The sequence below is a fragment of the Streptomyces sp. NPDC001796 genome (assembly GCF_042892355.1).
Taxonomy (GTDB): domain Bacteria; phylum Actinomycetota; class Actinomycetes; order Streptomycetales; family Streptomycetaceae; genus Streptomyces.
In genome coordinates this window covers 31535-47427 of sequence record NZ_JBIAUC010000027.1, presented here as the reverse complement: position 1 = coordinate 47427, position 15893 = coordinate 31535, and the positions used below count along the sequence as shown (strand labels likewise).

The 15893-nt window shown below is 69.2% G+C and carries 14 protein-coding genes and 1 pseudogene; 2 read left to right on the top strand and 13 right to left on the bottom strand.

The window, feature by feature from the left end; translation table 11 throughout:
- Window positions 1-415 precede the first annotated feature (415 nt).
- A complete protein-coding gene (locus ACFYZE_RS33405) occupies window positions 416-2368 on the top strand; it encodes a bifunctional metallophosphatase/5'-nucleotidase (RefSeq protein ID WP_389002561.1) in 1953 nt (650 codons plus the stop codon).
- A gap of 267 nt (window positions 2369-2635) precedes the next feature.
- On the opposite strand, the gene ACFYZE_RS33400 is transcribed toward ACFYZE_RS33405, so the two are convergent.
- Window positions 2636-4318, bottom strand: a complete 1683-nt coding sequence (locus tag ACFYZE_RS33400) for an RICIN domain-containing protein (protein WP_389002648.1) — start codon at window positions 4316-4318, stop codon at window positions 2636-2638.
- 458 nt (window positions 4319-4776) lie between these two features.
- Here ACFYZE_RS33400 and ACFYZE_RS33395 point away from each other — a divergent pair.
- Window positions 4777-5073 (top strand): annotated as a pseudogene (locus tag ACFYZE_RS33395) (putative quinol monooxygenase).
- 54 nt (window positions 5074-5127) lie between these two features.
- Here the strand turns inward: ACFYZE_RS33395 and ACFYZE_RS33390 are convergent.
- The 12 genes from ACFYZE_RS33390 to ACFYZE_RS33335 form a co-directional block, all read right to left on the bottom strand.
- Complete coding sequence (locus ACFYZE_RS33390; protein WP_389002558.1) at window positions 5128-5838, bottom strand: DUF2461 domain-containing protein; 711 nt, start codon at window positions 5836-5838, stop codon at window positions 5128-5130.
- Window positions 5825-6166 (bottom strand): TfoX/Sxy family protein, encoded by a 342-nt coding sequence (locus ACFYZE_RS33385; RefSeq protein ID WP_389002555.1) that lies wholly within the window; start codon window positions 6164-6166, stop codon window positions 5825-5827. Before ACFYZE_RS33385 ends, ACFYZE_RS33390 begins: the two co-directional genes overlap by 14 nt.
- A gap of 15 nt (window positions 6167-6181) precedes the next feature.
- Window positions 6182-8686 carry a DHA2 family efflux MFS transporter permease subunit gene (locus tag ACFYZE_RS33380; RefSeq protein ID WP_389002552.1) on the bottom strand — a complete coding sequence of 835 codons (2505 nt, stop codon included), beginning with the start codon at window positions 8684-8686 and terminating at the stop codon, window positions 6182-6184.
- A 78-nt stretch (window positions 8687-8764) separates the two neighbouring features.
- On the bottom strand, window positions 8765-9100 hold the full coding sequence (locus ACFYZE_RS33375; RefSeq protein WP_389002550.1) for a YciI family protein: 336 nt from the start codon (window positions 9098-9100) through the stop codon (window positions 8765-8767).
- 40 nt (window positions 9101-9140) lie between these two features.
- Complete coding sequence (locus ACFYZE_RS33370; protein WP_389002547.1) at window positions 9141-9923, bottom strand: methyltransferase domain-containing protein; 783 nt, start codon at window positions 9921-9923, stop codon at window positions 9141-9143.
- A gap of 119 nt (window positions 9924-10042) precedes the next feature.
- Complete coding sequence (locus ACFYZE_RS33365) at window positions 10043-10372, bottom strand: SCP2 sterol-binding domain-containing protein (RefSeq protein WP_389002544.1); 330 nt, start codon at window positions 10370-10372, stop codon at window positions 10043-10045.
- 17 nt (window positions 10373-10389) lie between these two features.
- Complete coding sequence (locus ACFYZE_RS33360; protein WP_389002541.1) at window positions 10390-10818, bottom strand: VOC family protein; 429 nt, start codon at window positions 10816-10818, stop codon at window positions 10390-10392.
- A gap of 137 nt (window positions 10819-10955) precedes the next feature.
- A complete protein-coding gene (locus ACFYZE_RS33355; protein WP_389002538.1) occupies window positions 10956-11225 on the bottom strand; it encodes a ferredoxin family protein in 270 nt (89 codons plus the stop codon).
- Window positions 11226-11307: 82 nt separating this feature from the next.
- A complete protein-coding gene (locus ACFYZE_RS33350; protein ID WP_389002535.1) occupies window positions 11308-12567 on the bottom strand; it encodes an NAD(P)/FAD-dependent oxidoreductase in 1260 nt (419 codons plus the stop codon).
- An 86-nt stretch (window positions 12568-12653) separates the two neighbouring features.
- Complete coding sequence (locus ACFYZE_RS33345) at window positions 12654-13580, bottom strand: DUF1702 family protein (RefSeq protein ID WP_389002532.1); 927 nt, start codon at window positions 13578-13580, stop codon at window positions 12654-12656.
- Complete coding sequence (locus tag ACFYZE_RS33340) at window positions 13577-14566, bottom strand: DUF1702 family protein (RefSeq protein WP_389002529.1); 990 nt, start codon at window positions 14564-14566, stop codon at window positions 13577-13579. Before ACFYZE_RS33340 ends, ACFYZE_RS33345 begins: the two co-directional genes overlap by 4 nt.
- Complete coding sequence (locus ACFYZE_RS33335) at window positions 14566-15873, bottom strand: cation:proton antiporter (protein WP_389002526.1); 1308 nt, start codon at window positions 15871-15873, stop codon at window positions 14566-14568. Before ACFYZE_RS33335 ends, ACFYZE_RS33340 begins: the two co-directional genes overlap by 1 nt.
- Window positions 15874-15893 lie beyond the last annotated feature (20 nt).

Below are 15893 nucleotides of genomic sequence, written 5' to 3'. Positions count from 1 at the left end.
TGGGCGGTGCAATCGGCGGTGCGATCGGGCGCGGGCCTCACCGTCTGCCGCGCCTCGGATGTAATTGCCTCTGTCGTCACAGCCACCTCCAGGCCCTCTTCAAAGTGGCTTACGAATGTGGCAGCAGAGGAGACGGACCGGTCGGATCGCTGCTCCGTTTGCGAGAGATGGGTGCTCGGGCGCCGAGGTTCGTCCGGACGTGACAAGCACCGTCAGCGCGTCCGCGCGTGTCGGGTGACCCCGAGCGTGGCTTCGTCGGCGTGCGCCGACGGAAGCCCGCCAAGGTTTGACGGCCTTCGTACCGAGCCGGTACGGGCGTCCTTTGACTGTTCATGCCAGGTCTGTCTCACGGTGGCCGCCGGGCTCCGAACGCCGACTTGACTCCCAGGTGGTTCCCGACGACCAGGAGGCCGAGATGGCGCGAGAGATCGGACGACGTACCTTCCTCACCGCGGCCGGGGCCGCTGTCACCGCTGCCGCGGTCGGCACGCCCGCGTACGCCACCGACGACGCACGGGACGCGGCCACCGCGCACAATCTGGTGGATGTCCAGCTGCTCAACATCACCGATCTGCACGGCTACTTGCAGGCGGCCCCGGGAGGTGACGCCGTCATCAAGGGAGCCGGGGGCAGAACGTACACCGTGGGCGGGGTCGGCTACCTGGCGGCACACCTGGAACGCCTGCGCAGCGGCCGCCGCAACTCGATCTTCTTCGCGCCCGGAGACCTCTTCTCCGGCTGGGAGTTCGACGCCGAAAGCCTCGCCGACGAGCCGACGATCGAGGCGCTCAACCAACTCGGCCTGGACTTCGCGACCGCGGGCAACCACGAGTTCGACAAGTCCCCGGCCTTCCTGAGCGCGCACATGGAAGACGGTGTCCCCTTCCCCGTCGTCGGAGAAGACGACACGTTCCCCGACTCCACCGGCCGGCGCTTCCGGGGCGCGAACTTCCGCTACTACAGCGCCAACATGGTCTGGTCCCGCACCGGCCGCACCGTGCTGCCGCCGTACAACATCGAGTGGGTGAACGCCGGCAACGGACGCAGACTGCCGATCGGCTTCATCCATCTGACCGCCGTGGGCACCGACACCGGGTCCACCTCCTACCAGCCCGCGCTCTCCTCGCTGGACGAGATCGTCACCGCCAACCGCCGCGCCGCCGAGCTGAAGGCACGCGGGGTGAACGCGATCGTCCTGAGCATGCACGACGGGGCGGTCGCCGGCAGCGACTTCACCGCCGGCAGCAACCCGTCCGGACCCGCCTACGACCTGGCACTCAAGGTCTCTCCTGACATCGATGCCATCGTCACCGGCCACTGGCACTGCCGCTTCAACATGATGCTTCCGGACCCGCACGGCGTGCCCCGGCCGTTCGTCGAAGCGGGGTGCCACGGCCAGTTGATCAACGAGATCAACCTGCGGCTCGATCCGCGTAGCGGCAAGGTCGTCCGCGCCCTGACCACCACCACCAACCACCCGAACACCCGCGACATCACCCCGGACCGCGAACTGCAGCAGGTGGCCGACTACTGGCAGGGATATGCCGCCAAGCGTGCCCGCACACCCATCGGCAGGCAGACCGCCTCCTTCACTCGCGCGCGTAACACCAGCGGCGAGAGCACCATGGGCGACCTGGCCGCGGACTGGGCGCTTTGGGCCGGGCAGCAGCCGCTCGGCCCGATGAACGACGGCAACGACCACCCCAACACCCCGGCCGAGCTCGCCCTGATCGCCGCGGCGCCGCGGGTCGGCCAGAGCGTCATCAACAAGGACCTCTCCTACGACGCCGCGTCCGGCGGCACCATCACCTTCGGCCAGGCGTGGAGCGCCATCGGCTACGGCGACCCCATCCTGACGGTCACCGTCAGCGGACAGCAGCTTCACGACGCTCTGGAGCAGCAGTGGTCCAAGGCGGCCGACGGCAGCCTGCGGTATGCGCCGCTGGCCGTGTCGCGCAACGTCCGCTACACCTTCGACGCCGGCGGCGCTGTCGGTGACCGGGTCGACCCGGCCGACGTCCTCATCAATCGCCACCGTCTGGACCTCTCCCGCCACTACCGGCTGGCGGCGACCTCGTACACGCTGCTCGGCGCCGACGGGTTCACCGCCTTCACCGGATTCACGGCCCCGGTCCGCCATACGCGCGACTTCGAGAGCTTCGTGGCCTTCGTCCGGGCACGCAAGGTCCTCAGCCCCGCCGCACTGAACCGGGTCACGGCCAGGAGCCTGTCGGCGTCCTCGGCAAGCGTCGGCGAGATCGCCACGGCGCCTCACGCCTTCGGCCGGGACGGTGCGGCCTCCCGTGCGCAGGCCGCACAGCTCGCCCGGGCGGACAACGCGGAGCGTGCGTTCCGTATCCCCTGCTGACAAGCGGCGCCGCCGCCCCGCCTCCTTGTACAACTAGTTGCACAAAGTGGGTGCGGTCCTCTACAGAGGGCACCACACCGCGCACGGAGGCGGCGGCGCCCACCTTGCCGGCACCTGTCAGCACCATCATCCCCTTCGCCAAGGCCGCCTCGATCGACGCCCGCACCGACGGCGGCATGGCCGGGGCCGGCCGAGAAGTCCTCAGCCCGACGGAGATGACGAAAACGCGCCCCCATCGGGGAGATGGGGGCGCATTCGTGCCTTCGCCTACTTGAGCGCTGTGCCACCTGAGTTGTGGTAGGCGATGGTCTTGCTGATCAGGTTTCCGCCGTCGGTCTCGGCCGTTGTCTGTTCCTGCTGCCCTGGACCGAACAGCAGCCCGGCGACATGGGCGTTCGCCACCTGGTCCATGTGCCCGAAGAACCAGTCCACCTTGTCGTCCTTGTAATGGTTGAGGGTGTTGTTCTGCGCCATGTTGCCCACGGGGATCTGCCACAAGACCACCGGCTTGCCCACGGACTCGGCCATCGTCTTGTAGAACTGCAGCGCGGCGGCGGCCTTCTGGTCGGTCCAGAAGTGGTCACTGCCGCCGTGGGCCGGCTGTGCGTACCAGCCTGCGTCGCGGTCCGACACGTCGGTGACCAGGAAGTCGGCGTTCTGTGCCCCGAGGTTCGCGTAGTCCTTGACGCATGCCGGTGTGTTGGTCTGCCAGTCGAAGCACGAAAGGTGCATCCCCACGGCGGTGTTCGGCGCATACTTGTGCGCCATCGATATCAGGCAGCGGGAGAGTCCGGCGGCGCTGTTCTCCTGCGATCCGCAATCCGTCGGATTTGCGCCCGAGACCTGTGCGGGAACCTGGTGCGGATCGCCGAGCGACCGGACGTAGCCCCAGAAGTCGGGCTCAAGGTCGATCGCGTCGTGCGACGTGCCGATCTTCTGGAGGAAGAAACGGTAGTCGTTCAGGTACCGGGTGAGCAGGTCAAGCCGGTTGATGGCCTTGACCTCGCCCGGACCGTCGCCCTGGCCTGCCGCATCCCCGAGGTCGCGCAAGGAGTACCAGGTCCAGAGCATCTTCTGCGGGCGCGGGCTGCCCTTGTACGTCGCGTGGGCCGCCACGGCGTCCCGCCAGGTCACGTAAGTGCCAGGCGCCGTGGTGCTGCCGTTCCAGCAGCCCCACCAGCTCGACCACGCGGCCTGGCAGAGCGATGCCGAGTAGTAGGCCGACGAGGGCGCGGGCTGGCTGTGCACATAGGCGTACCGCACGTCGAACGGCGCGGCGGCCGCCGAGGCGTCGGACATCGAGCCGCCGATGAGCACCGTGCTACTGCCCATGAAACGTGTCGTCGAGCTGCCGCCACCAGCCTCGGGAGACGACGGCGACGACGGGTGCGAGCCGCTCGGAGCCTGGCTGGTGGGAACGCTGCCGCCCGGCGCGGTGGGCGTACCGGCGCTGCCGACACTCCCGGCCGGGACGAGTTGCCACTGCTGATTGGCGCCGCCCCGGTCGCGGTTCTGGACGACGTCGTCCCCGTCGGCCTTGGCGGCGTTGTGGACATCGACGGCCATGCCACTGAAGCGATTGATGAAACGCACGTAGCCGTCCGGCGACTTGGCCAGTTTGAACTGCTGGTTGGTGCCGTTCAGGTCTCGCCACTGCACGAGGGCGGAGCCGGCGGTCTTCGACCAGCCGAGGTCGTCCAGCACCTTGCCGGAGTTCCGGTTCTGCAGCCGGTAGTACCCGTCACCCGCGTCGATGAACCGCCACTGCTGGTTGGCGCCGCCGTGACGGCTCCACTGCACCACCGCCGCGCCGTCGTTCGTGGCGTAGGCGCGGTCGTCCAGCACCTTGCCGCTGTTGCGGTTGACCAGCACGTACCACTTCTTCAGATCCAGGGTTTGCTGCGCCGAAGCCTGGCTGACCACGACAGCCGAGCCGGCCACGACAACCATGGCGAGACCCGCCCAGAAACCCCGACGCGCGAGCAACCGACGGCCACGATGCTTCGGGCGACCACCGCGTGCGCCGCCGTCGGCACGATGGCCGCCGACGCCGGACGCCACCGATGACGTGGGTGGGCCGGGGACATGTCTGTGCTCTCGTTCCAGGGACATGCCTGTGCTCTCTTTCAGCCGTTGCATCTGACCGACCACATGGCCGGACAACGCTGAGTGGTCCGAGAGGCCGAAAAGGTTGCCGCGAAGAGCCACAGATTTTTTCGCCTTGACCGCTTCCCGTTCGCTGCGGAGCGCGGCACGTCTGACGCCGGCGGTGGCGAACGCCTGATGGCTGCTCCCGGCCCCGCCGCTCACCGGCCCTCGATGTCATCGATGACACACGCCTGGACGATCTCGGTGACCGACGAACTGACGAGACGACCGCACCCCCTTCGACGCAAGGACACAAGACCGTGAAGAAGACCCTGCTCGCCGAGTTCACCGCCCGCGCGGGAGCCGAGGACGAGGTCGCCCGCCTACTGCGGGACTATGCCCGCAAGGTGCGCGAAGAAGAAGGCAACCTCGCCTTCGACGTCTACACCAAGGCCGCCAGCCCCCCCCCGCGCCTACTGGATCTTCGTGGTGTACCGGGACGAGGACGCCTTCCAGGCGCACTGAAGGCCCCGTACGGAGCCCCGTTCAACGCCGCGCTCGCCCCGCTGATCGAAGAGGACGCCTCCGTACTCACGTTCCTCGATCCGGCAGCCTGACCTTCGGCGGCCGAGCGCTGCGCCCGGCACGCCGTCCGGCAAGGCGCGGAACGGTCACCTGCCCCGTCGGCGAGCCGGTGTGCTGCTCTCTCCGACGTAAGCCTCGATCCATTCCTTCAGGGGTTTCGTCGCGGTCCAGACCTCGCGCACCGTGTCGATGGCTCCGGGCCGGTGCATCCAGTCGGCCAGTTCGTACTCCTTCACGACCACCGCCCCCTTCCAGCGCAGCAGTTCGGCGCGGGGGTGGTCCGGGGCGTAGCCGGTCGGGACGCGCTTCAGCGGGGGCTCGCGGCCCGGGCCGACGGGGAGTGACCGGTCGGCCAGCCGGCGGCCGATCTCCTCGAACTCGGCGGCGGACGCCTCGTTGTCGAGGGCGGCCCGGAACCGCTGGATCTGGTCCGGTGCCATGACCATGGCCCCGCCCGCCAGGCGCATGCCGTCCGCGTCGAGCCGCAGGAAGGCGCCGACGCCGCCGACGGCCCGCTCGCTGGTCGTCACCCCGACCCAGGTCTTGTACGGGGACTTGTCCTTGGAGAACCTGACATCCCGGTTGGGCCGGAAGGTCCGCAGCGGGCCGAACTCCTCCTCGAGATCGGCCATGAGCCGCTGCACCGGTTCCTGCACCGAGATTTCCCAGGTCGCCCGGTTGGCCTCCCAGTAGGACTTGGAATTGTCCTTCTCCAAACCCTCCAGGAAGGCGAACAGTTCGAGAGGGAAGCCCTCGAACAGGGGCGTTGCCCGGGCGCCGTCGTCAGTCGTCACCACCGTTGGCCTTCCTGTTGTAGCTGAGGGCTTCCTCGATCCAGGAGTTGAAGGCCTCCTCGGACTCCGTGCCGTAGGCGTCGACCACGATCCAGCCCTTGCTCATCCTGCGACCGCGCATCTCCGGCCAGTCGGCACCGTCACGCTCGAGCAGCTCCTCGACCCGGTCCGGATCGCAGCGGACCATGAGCTGACCGTGGGTGTTGGCCGTGGCGGTCATCTTGTCGTTCACCATGAAGGTGAGGCCGCCGAACATCCTCACCTCGCGGACCCGTGCCTCGCCCGCGAGGGCCTCACGGATGCGGTCCGCCAGGTCTTTGTCGTATGCCATCGTTCGACTGCCCTCCTAGGCAGTGGCCACCAGGGGAAGGTCCGGGTCGCCGCCCCATTCCGCGAGGCCGCCATCGTAGACGGCGACATCCCGGACGCCCAGGAGTTTCAGGACAAACGCGTCGCTGGTCGCGTTCACGCCCGCGGCGCAGTACGCGATGACCTTGTCGGCACCCGTGGCGCCGGCCGCCTCCATCCGTGACGCGAGCTGAGGCAGGGGCAGGAAGCTGCCGGTCTCGGGGTCGACGAGGGACGTGGCCGGAACGTTGACGCTGGAGGGGATGTGGCCGCTCCGTCCGTGCGCGACCGGGACACGGCCGGAGTGCTGGTCGGGCGACAGCGCGTTGATCAGGCAGGTGGCGGAGTCGTCGATGGCGGCCTGCACCTGCTCGCGTGTGACGAACATGCCGGGCCGCGACCGGGGGACCAAAGTGCCGCGGACCCCTGCGGGGGCGTCCGTGGTCGCCGGTCGGCCTTCGGCGGTCCACTTCTTCCAGCCACCGTTCAGGACGGCGACGTCGTCATGGCCGAGATACCGCAGCAGCCACCAGAGCCGGGTGGCGAACGCCGCGTGCGCCCGGTCGTAGAGGACCACTGTGTCGCCGTTGCCGACGCCGAGTTGCTCCACCGCGCGGGCCAGCCGGTCGGCCGACGGAACCGCGAACGGCTTGGGCGAGTCGGCATCGGCGAGTTCGGTGAGGAGATCGGCGAACACGGCGCCCGGGACATGGCCCTGCCGGTAACCGGGGAGACCGCTTTCGAGTTCGACTCCGCCCGTGGGCAGCGGGCGGTGGATCACCGTGCAGTCGACGACGACGAGCCCCGGCTGTCCGAGGTGCCCGGCGAGCCACTCGGTCTCGACGAGCGCCGAGGGAAGCTTCGGGCCCCGCGCGGCGGCGGGGCCGTCGGCTGCCCGTGCTTCCGTCTCGCTCCCGGCCCCGTCCGGCGTCGCACTCCGGCCGCCGGGCGCCTCGGCAGGAGGGCGGCCGGGTGCGGGCAGCACGCCCCGGGTCATGAAGGCCGCGGCGAGGAGTGCGGCAACGAAGGTGCACGCGGCGCAGACGAAGAACACCACGTGGATCGCGCCGACGAAGGACTGGTGCACCGCCGAGGTGAAGTCGGCGGACCTGATGGGAAGGTGACGAGGCGTCTCGCCGCTCGTGCCGGCCAGGGCCCCGGCCCCGCCGATCCGATCCGCGATGGCGCCGCTGGTCGCGGCCGGCACCCCGCGGCCGGCGAGGGCGTCGGCGATCCTGTCCTTGAACTGCGACAGCACGACGGTGCCCAGCACGGCGGCGCCGGCGGTGAACCCGGTGATGCGGGTGGTGTTGATCATCGAGGAGCCGAGGCCGGCACGCTGCGGCGGCGTGGAGGCCATCACCGCCACCGTCAGCGGCGCGAACATGCAGCCGATGCCGGCGCCGACGACGGCGAGCTTCCACCACACCGCGCCGAAGCCGGTCGCGGGGGCGATCGTGGTGAGCAGCAGGAAGCCCGCGGTCACCAGGACCGCGCCCACGATGATCGGGACGCGCGGCCCGATCTTGCCGGCGATGCGGCTGGCGGGCGGCGAGAAGAAGAAGATCCCCAGTGTCAGCGGCAGGAGCCGGAGGCCGGCCTGAAGCGCCGAGTGCGACTGCACGGCCTGGAAGTACTGGGCCATGAAGAACATCGCGCCGACGATGACGAAACCGAGGATCGAGGCGATCGCGGAGGAGACGCCGAACGTGCGGTTGCGGAACAACTCGAGCGGCAGCAGCGGCTCGCGGCTGCGCATCTCCACGGCCAGGAAGGCGCCGAGCAGCACCGCGGATCCGGCGAGAAGGGACACGATCAGCGGCGAGCCCCATCCCTCGCGGCCCCCCTGGATCAGCCCCATCACCAGGCAGAACAGGCCGGCGGTGGCGCAGATCTGGCCCGGGACGTCGAGGCGTCCGGCGTGTGGGTTCTTCGACTCGATCAGCCGCGGTACGCCGAGGACCAGGGCCAGCGCCCCGACCGGCAGATTGAGCAGGAAGATCGCGTGCCAGTCGAAGGACTGGATCAGGATGCCGCCGACGAGCGGGCCCAGAGCCAGGGAGACACCCGAGACGGCGGTCCAGATGCCGATCGCCTTGGCGCGGCCGGGCGGATCGGTGAACGTAGACACGAGCAGGGACAGGCTGCCGGTGTTGATGGCGGCGGCCCCGAATCCCTGCACCACGCGGCCGACGATGAGCACACCGAGGCTGCCCGCGAAGCCGCACATGGCGGAGCCGATGAGGAAGAGGACCAGTCCGATCAGGAAGACGCGTTTGCGCCCCAGCCTGTCTCCCAGCGTGCCTGCGGTCAGCATGAGTGCCGCAAACGGCAGGGTGTAGGCGTCGACGGTCCACTGCAGGGAGGAGATCTCCGTGCCGAGGTCCTTCTGTATCTCGGACAGGGCGACGAAGATGACGGAGCCGTCGAGCAGGACCATGAACGACCCGAGGCTCGTGACCAGGAGGGTCAGTGCCCTGCTTCGGGCTGATGTTGTCTCCATTGGGTTTTGCGCTCTCTGTGATAGGCGTACGCCGTCACCCGAGGTGATGGCTGATCTTGGAGAGTCCCTGCACCGTGCTCAGCCGGCGGCCGTCGGCTGTTCCTGGTACTTGGGGAAGAGACCGAGGAACTGAGGCGGGACGAGGAAGGGATGCACCTCGACCCGCTCCCAGACCTTGTTGAGGATGTACGGCTCGTTGGTGAGCCATTCGTCGATCTCGGCGCGCGTCTCGAAGTCGACGACGAGCACGCCCCCGGCCATCTTTCCGGCCCCGTCGAGGATGGCCCCGCCGAAGAGGAACGATCCGTCGCTCATCATCTTCTCGCCGTTGGCCATGTGGGCGGGCCGGACACTCATCCGGCGCTCGAACGTCCCGGGTGAGGTGCCGTCATGGGCGATCACTACGTACAGCAAAGTTGGGCTCCTTTCTGTGCCGTGCCGTGCCGAGGGGTGGTCAGCTGTCGGCCCGCCGGCCCCACACCGACACCGTGATCGGGGTGTAGATGACCGTGTCCGAGGGCCGCTGGAGTTCGTCGAAGGCCGCCTCGACCTCTTTCTGGCCCATCAGCCCGGCCTTGACGATCATGGGGGCGAGCTTGGCCAGGCTCAGCACGATCGTCTGGATCTCGGGGCTGCCCGCCTGCACCGCGGTGAGCTGGCAGTCGCTGCCCAGCACCGTGAGCCCGGTGCGCCGGAACGCCGGCAGGAGCTTCATGCCGTAGCCGGGGTCGGCACCGCCGAAGTAGAAGAACGTCTCCAGGGCAGCGGCAGCGCGGGTGAGCAGCGGTGAGGGCGGGTCGACGCGCTGGATGCTGCGGATGTCCGCCTCTTCCACGAGCAGGTAGCCCCCCGGCTTGAGCGCCTTGGCGAACTCGCCGAGGACGCGCTCCCGGTCGGCCAGGTGCATCAGGAGGATCTTGCTGTGTACGAGGTCGTACGAGCCCTCCTGAAGCGGAGTCGTGGTGATGTCCTGCTCACGGAACTCGAGGTTGGGCGCGGTGACGCCCTCCATGTAGCCGGGCTCGATGTCGATGGCGTGGACCTTGCCGAAGTGGCCGACGCGGTTGGACAGCCATCGGGCGATCGAGCCGGCTCCCGCCCCGACTTCGGCGCAGGTCCATCCCTCGCGGACCCCGATCTGCTCGAGGTAGCGGACGGTGGCGGGATCGGTGAGGGCCGCGACCCGTTCGAGGCGGACCTTCTCGGGATCGCTGTGCGGTTCGGCCGGACTCTGCACGCTTGTCAACTCCTTCGGCGGATGTACTCAGGAGGTGGTTCACGGGGGCTTCGCTACGGCGCGGACCGCCCGGGTCCGTGAGCGGTCGGGGGTCCGCGGGGTCCGCGGGTGACGTGTCGTCAGGCGCCGGTCTCGAAGAGCTTGGGGACCTTCAACGCGAGCATCATGTCGCCCTTGACCTTGAGCTTTCCGGTCATGAAAGCCCGCATGGCGTCCTGCCGGCCCTCGGCGATCGCCACCCATGTCTCACCGCTGGTGATGAAGGTGGTGTCCGGGTTGTCCACTCCGCCCGGGATGAGTCGCCCCTGGCCGTCGTTGATCTCGAAGGCCCACACGCCGGGATCCTCGTCGGTGATGTGCCACTGCAGCGTGCGGGCGAGGCCTGCTGCCGCCTCGCCCTTGAACCGCGTTGAGAGATGCTCGAACAGCTCTGAGACGGTCATGGACATGGATCGACTCCTCGCACTCAGTCCAGGCCGAGTTGGCGCTGGATCTCCTGGAACTTCGGATAGACGTCGAAGAGCTGGACGTAGGTGCCCGCGGGGTCCTTGACCCCGAAGGTGCGGCCCTTGCCCATGTCGACGACCGGGGTGCGGATCTCGTAGCCGCCGTCGTGGGCCCGCTTGTAGGACTCCTCCGCGTCCTCGACGACGAAGCCGAGCATGAGGCCGCCACTTGCCTCGGGGATGTCGGCCTGCGTCGGCTTGTCGGCCCGGCCCGCCACGTCCTGCAGGACGATGCTGCTGCTGCGCTTGTGTGACCGCAGCCACGCGAAGTCCCCGGTGGGAGACGTGAATTGGTCGACCTGCGTGAACCCGAGCAGGTCGGTGTAGAAGGCCTTGGTGCGTTCCATGTCGTCGACGAGAATGGTGACGACGTCCAGGTGGGCGGCCACGTGTGTCACTTCCTTCCTGCGAAGGCCTGGGGGATCGGGTGATCGGCGAGTGCCTTCCTCGGCGAAGCTAGAAGCGCGGAATTACGAGGTGCTTACCGGCCACGAAAGTCCGCCACCGCTGGTGAACTGCCGCGCCATCAGTCCGTGCGGGCCGCGAAGAAGCCGCGGTTGACGGCGATCGCGTCCTGCGACTCCTCGGGGACGTCGTCCTCGGGGTAGATCGCCTCCACGGGGCAGACCGGTTCGCAGGCACTGCAGTCGATGCACTCGGTCGGATCGATGTAGAGCTGGACGTGCTCCCCGAAGGACGCCTCGTCCGGGCCGGGGTGGATCGCGTCGGCGGGACACGCCTCCCAGCAGGCGGTGTCCTTGTTCCCGGCGCAGGCTGCGGTGATCACATAGGTCATGGGAACCTCCGCTTGGAAGGGACGGGTTGCGCGGCGCCGGACCCCGGCGCCGTCGACGGTCGGCCGGATCGGCCGGCGCGGCTCAGCCGGCCTCGGCGAGTTCCGGCTCGGCGGGAGTGTCCGGATCGGTGAGACCCATGAGGGCGGACAGGTTCTGGGGAGAGAAGAACTCCGCCCAGGGGACCGTGTTCTGGATGACTCCGAAGAACCGGTTGACGGCGTCCTGGTTGCCCCGCATCGCGGCGAGCACGTCCTGGAACGCGGGGTCGAACGGCTCCATCGCGGCGTGGTCCACGATGAAGTCGTACAGGGGCTTGAGGGCCTCGTTGCGCCGGTACTCATAGGTGCGCAGGGCTGTTTCGAGGGGCATCCGCCCGGAGAACCCGGCGTCGAGGGCCTGGGCGAGCAGTTCGGCGTCCCGGAAGGCGTCGGTGATGCCCTGGGCGGTGATCGGGTCCTTGTGGACGCCGGCGTCACCGACCAGAGCCCACCCGGGACCGAAGGGCTTCCGGAAGAAGTTGGGGCGGTGCCCCGCTCCCATGAACCGGTGCGCGAGACGCCCCGCTGTGAGGCGCGCCCCCAGGCCGGGAGCGATGTCGTCGACCGTCTTGAGGTAGCCGGCGCGCAAATCGGCCTTGAAGCCGGCGAAGTCGCGCTCGGGCCGCTCCACGAACACGGCGGCCTGATCGTCGTGCGTCGGAAACGCGATGACGGTGCTGCCGGGGCGGGTGTAGAACTCCAGGCCCATCAGTTCCACGTCGTCCCAGTAGGTGTAGTAGCCGAAGGCCTTCGGCGGGACGACGTGGTACTCGGGTGCCGAGACGGTCCGCGCGACGATCGACCGCAGGCCGTCCGCGCCGACGACCATGCGTGCCCGCTCGGTGATGGTGATGCCGCTGGCGCCCCGTCCGCGGACCCCCACGACCTTGCCGTCCTCGGTGAGCACCTCCTGTACGGAGAAGCCCTCGCGGACATCGGCGCCGGCCGCCGCGGCGGCGTCCACCAGGATCTTGTCGAGGACGGTGCGCTTGGGGGCGTATATGGCGGCGAACCCGTCGTCGACCGGATAGGGGAAGCCCTCCAGGGTGAAGTGGCCGTACCTCTCGAAGAACAGGTCGAGCACGATGTTCGTCACGGCGGGGCAGCCGGAGGCCTCTATCTGGCCGAGCAGTCCCCAGCGCCTGAGCTGGGCGCTGCCCTCGACCGTGATCATGTGGGTCGAGACGGTGTCACTGGGGAAGGTGGCCCGGTCCAGCAGGAGCACCCGGTAGCCCTTCCTGGCGAGCAGCATGGCGGTGGGTGCGCCGGACACTCGGGCACCGATCACGATGGCGTCGTACACGACCGCCTCCCTTTCTGCGGAGTCGTTGTGGGCCTGAGAGCCTGTGTCTGAGGGGATCATTCGGTGGTGTCACTCGACCGGGTCGCTCAGGCGGCGAGCCCCTCCTCGGTGCGCCTGCGCCAGATCTCGTAACCGGGTTCGACGCTGATCACGGGCAGGCCGCGGGCCGCTTCCTCGACCACGGCGGCCGCGTCCTCGCTGCCGCGCCCGCAGAAGACCCGGCAGGCGAGGTCGGTGTGGGCAGCCTCGTTGCCCGCTGTACGGCGTCCCCATGCCGCGGTCGCCGCGCCGCGGGCCAGCTGGGGCCGGTAGGCGGAGGCGTACGCGAGGACCGAGCGCAGAGCGGCCTCGTCGGCGCCACCGCCGTAGGCCGAGGCCAGGCCCACGCCGCTCCACAGGTCCGCGTGCCTCTCGGGCTGGAATCCGGTGATGAGACGGGCGACGCGGTCGACCACAGCACCGCCCGAGAACCACAGTGCCCGGCCCACTCCCTGGTCGAAGAACCGGCGGCCGTAGTCGGACAGCCGGGTCGGTACGGCGTGCTGCTCGACGTAGCGCCGGCGTTTGAAGAAGGCCTCGTGGAAGCCGTACCCGTCGGCGGTCACCCAGCCCAGCAGCGGGTCGAGGCCCGCCAGCCGGCTTTCCGGAGTTCGCCTCAGCCGCGCGTAGGCGAGGCCCACCCCCACGTAGACCGGGTAGATGTGGGCGGCGCCGGGCCCGGCGACGAAGGCCTCGAGCCGCCGCTTGTACGGCGTGACGGCGTCCAGGGCCGCCAGCCCCATCCCCGCGCCTTCGTAGGCGAACCCCTTCAGCTCGGGCTCCACCGCCTCCAGACGCGCGGCGAGAACCCCCAGCCTGGGATCCTCGAGTGCCGCGTGGTAGCCCTCCATCAGGGAGCACGCCACCGGCGCGAACCGCTCCCATGCCTCCGGGGCGAAGCCCGGCCGGGAGAACACCGCCTTGGCGGACGGGATCCCGAACAGCCGCCTGCGGACGGTTCCGACCGTGGTCATGTGCCGAGTTCCTTCCCTGTCGAGGCGGGGACCGGTGTGTCGAGCCAGGCGGCCCGGATCTCCTGGCGCCACCGTTCGTAGGCGGGTTCGGTGCCGGCCCGGCCGAGGCGACGGCCGGCCTCGTGGGCGATGGCGGCGACCGAGGCCGCCCCCCTCTCCCAGACGACCTCACATGCCAGGTCCGTGTGCGGGGCGGGCAGCCCGGACTGCTCACGGAAGACCGACGCGACCGCGGTGCCCGTGGCGAGGTCGGCGCGGTACCGGCCGGCCTCCTGAAGGAGCGTGACGACGGCGCTGCGGTCCATGACGCCCGCGGCGTAGGCACAGGCCAGGCCGATGCCGCCCCACAGGTCACCCTGCCGCCGGGGCGGGAAGCCGCTGATGGTGGCGATGATCCGCTCGACGCTGGCGCCGGTGGAGAACCACAGACTGCGTCCCAGCCCCTGGTCGAAGGCGCGCGCCGCGTATCCGCGGATCCGGCGCGGTGTCCTGTGCTGCTCGACGATGTCACGCCAGGAGAAGAAGCCCTCGTAGAAGCCGTAGCCGTCCATCACCAGCCAACGCAGGAAGGGGTCCTGACGGGCGAGGAAACGCCCGGGGCTGACAGGGACACGGGGCAGGACGAGTCCCGCGCCGATGTAGACCAGACACCGGTACGGCGCGCCGGGCCCGTGGAGGAACGCCGGCAGCCGCTTCTTGTACGGAAACAGGCTGTCCAGCAGCATCAGCCCCATGCCGGCGCCCTCGTAGGCGATGCCCCGCACCGCGGGCGGCGTGGCCTCCAGCCGGGGGACCAGGCTCTCGTGCCGTGGGTGGTCCAGCGTCATGTAGAAGCTGTCCACGAGTGTGCGGGCGACCGGCTCGAACGTGAGCCAGGTCTTGTCCATGTCCTCCTGAACGCCGAAGCGTTCGGCCGCCATGCGGGGAAAGGCGTCCGCGGACAGCGGGAAGACCGGCTTGAGCAGCGTTCCGAGTGGCAGGGTCATCAGCGGCCTCCCGGTGCCTGGGCAAGGCTTGTGGCGGCGTCGCCGGGGGCGGTGGTCATGGGCGTCGGCTGGGGACGGAACCGGCCGTAGACGTACTCGAACAGCGGGGTGGCCATGAGCGTGGTCGCGATGGCCATGAAGACCAGGATGGTGAAGAGGGTCGGGGTGATCAGGCCGGCCTGGAGCCCGATGTTGAGCAGGATGAGCTCCATGAGGCCCCGCGCGTTCATCAGGCTTCCCAGCGCCAGGGCCTCGCGCTGCGGTTCCCCGTTGAGCCGGGCCGCGAACCAGCAGGCGACGCCCTTGCCCATCACCGACACCACCAGTACGAGCAGCGCGACACCCCAACGGGAGGGGCTGTTGACGAGACCGATCTGGGTGTTCAGGCCGGAGAACACGAAGAACAGCGGCAGCAGGAAGTTGGTGACAAGGGGCTCGAGGGCGTGGCGTACACGCTCGGCGAAGAGGCCGCGTGGCATCGCCGCGCCGAGGATGAACGCCCCGAACACGGCGTAGATGCCGACGTAATCGGTGAACCACCCCGCCAGCATGAGCAGCATCAGCACCAGGCCCAGGATCTGCGGGCTGACGCCGCCCTCCCGCTCGGCCTTGGTCCCCAGCCGGCTCAGGAGCCGCTTGCCCATGGTCAGCACGGCGACGGCGTAGACGATGCCGCCGCCGATGGCCAGGAACGCGATCAGCATGTCCTGTTTGAACACGGCGAGGACGACGGCGAGCAGGCACCAGGAGATCGCGTCGTCCGTGGCTCCGGCCGCCAGTGCGAGTGTGCCCAGCGAGGTCCCGGTCAGCCGGCGCTCGAAGATGATACGGGCGAGCATCGGGAAGGCGGTGATGGCGATGGCCGCTCCCATGAACAGCATGGCCTGCCAGGACCGGACGCCTTCGGCGAAGAAGGTGCCGCCCTGATGAACGAGCAGCAACGCGGTCAGGGCGCCCAGCACGAGCGGTGCGAAGATGCCGGACAGCGAGATGGAGACGGCACTGGAGACCCGGTGCCGGATCAGACCGGCGTCGAACTCCAGGCCGACCAGGAACATATACAGCACGAGTCCGACCTGGGCGGCCACGTAGATCATGGTCATGGACGGGCCGGTGGGGAACAGCTTGTGCTGCCAGTGCGGGAACAGCAGTCCCAGCAGGGAGGGCCCCAGCAGGACGCCGGCGATCATCTCCCCCACGACCTGCGGCTGTCCCATCCTCCGGACGAGGAGACCGACCAGGCGGCAGCTCGCGAGAATGACGGTCAGCTGCAGGAAGAAACGAATGGATATCTCCGAGTTGGACAATTTTCCCCCGTTTCACGGGT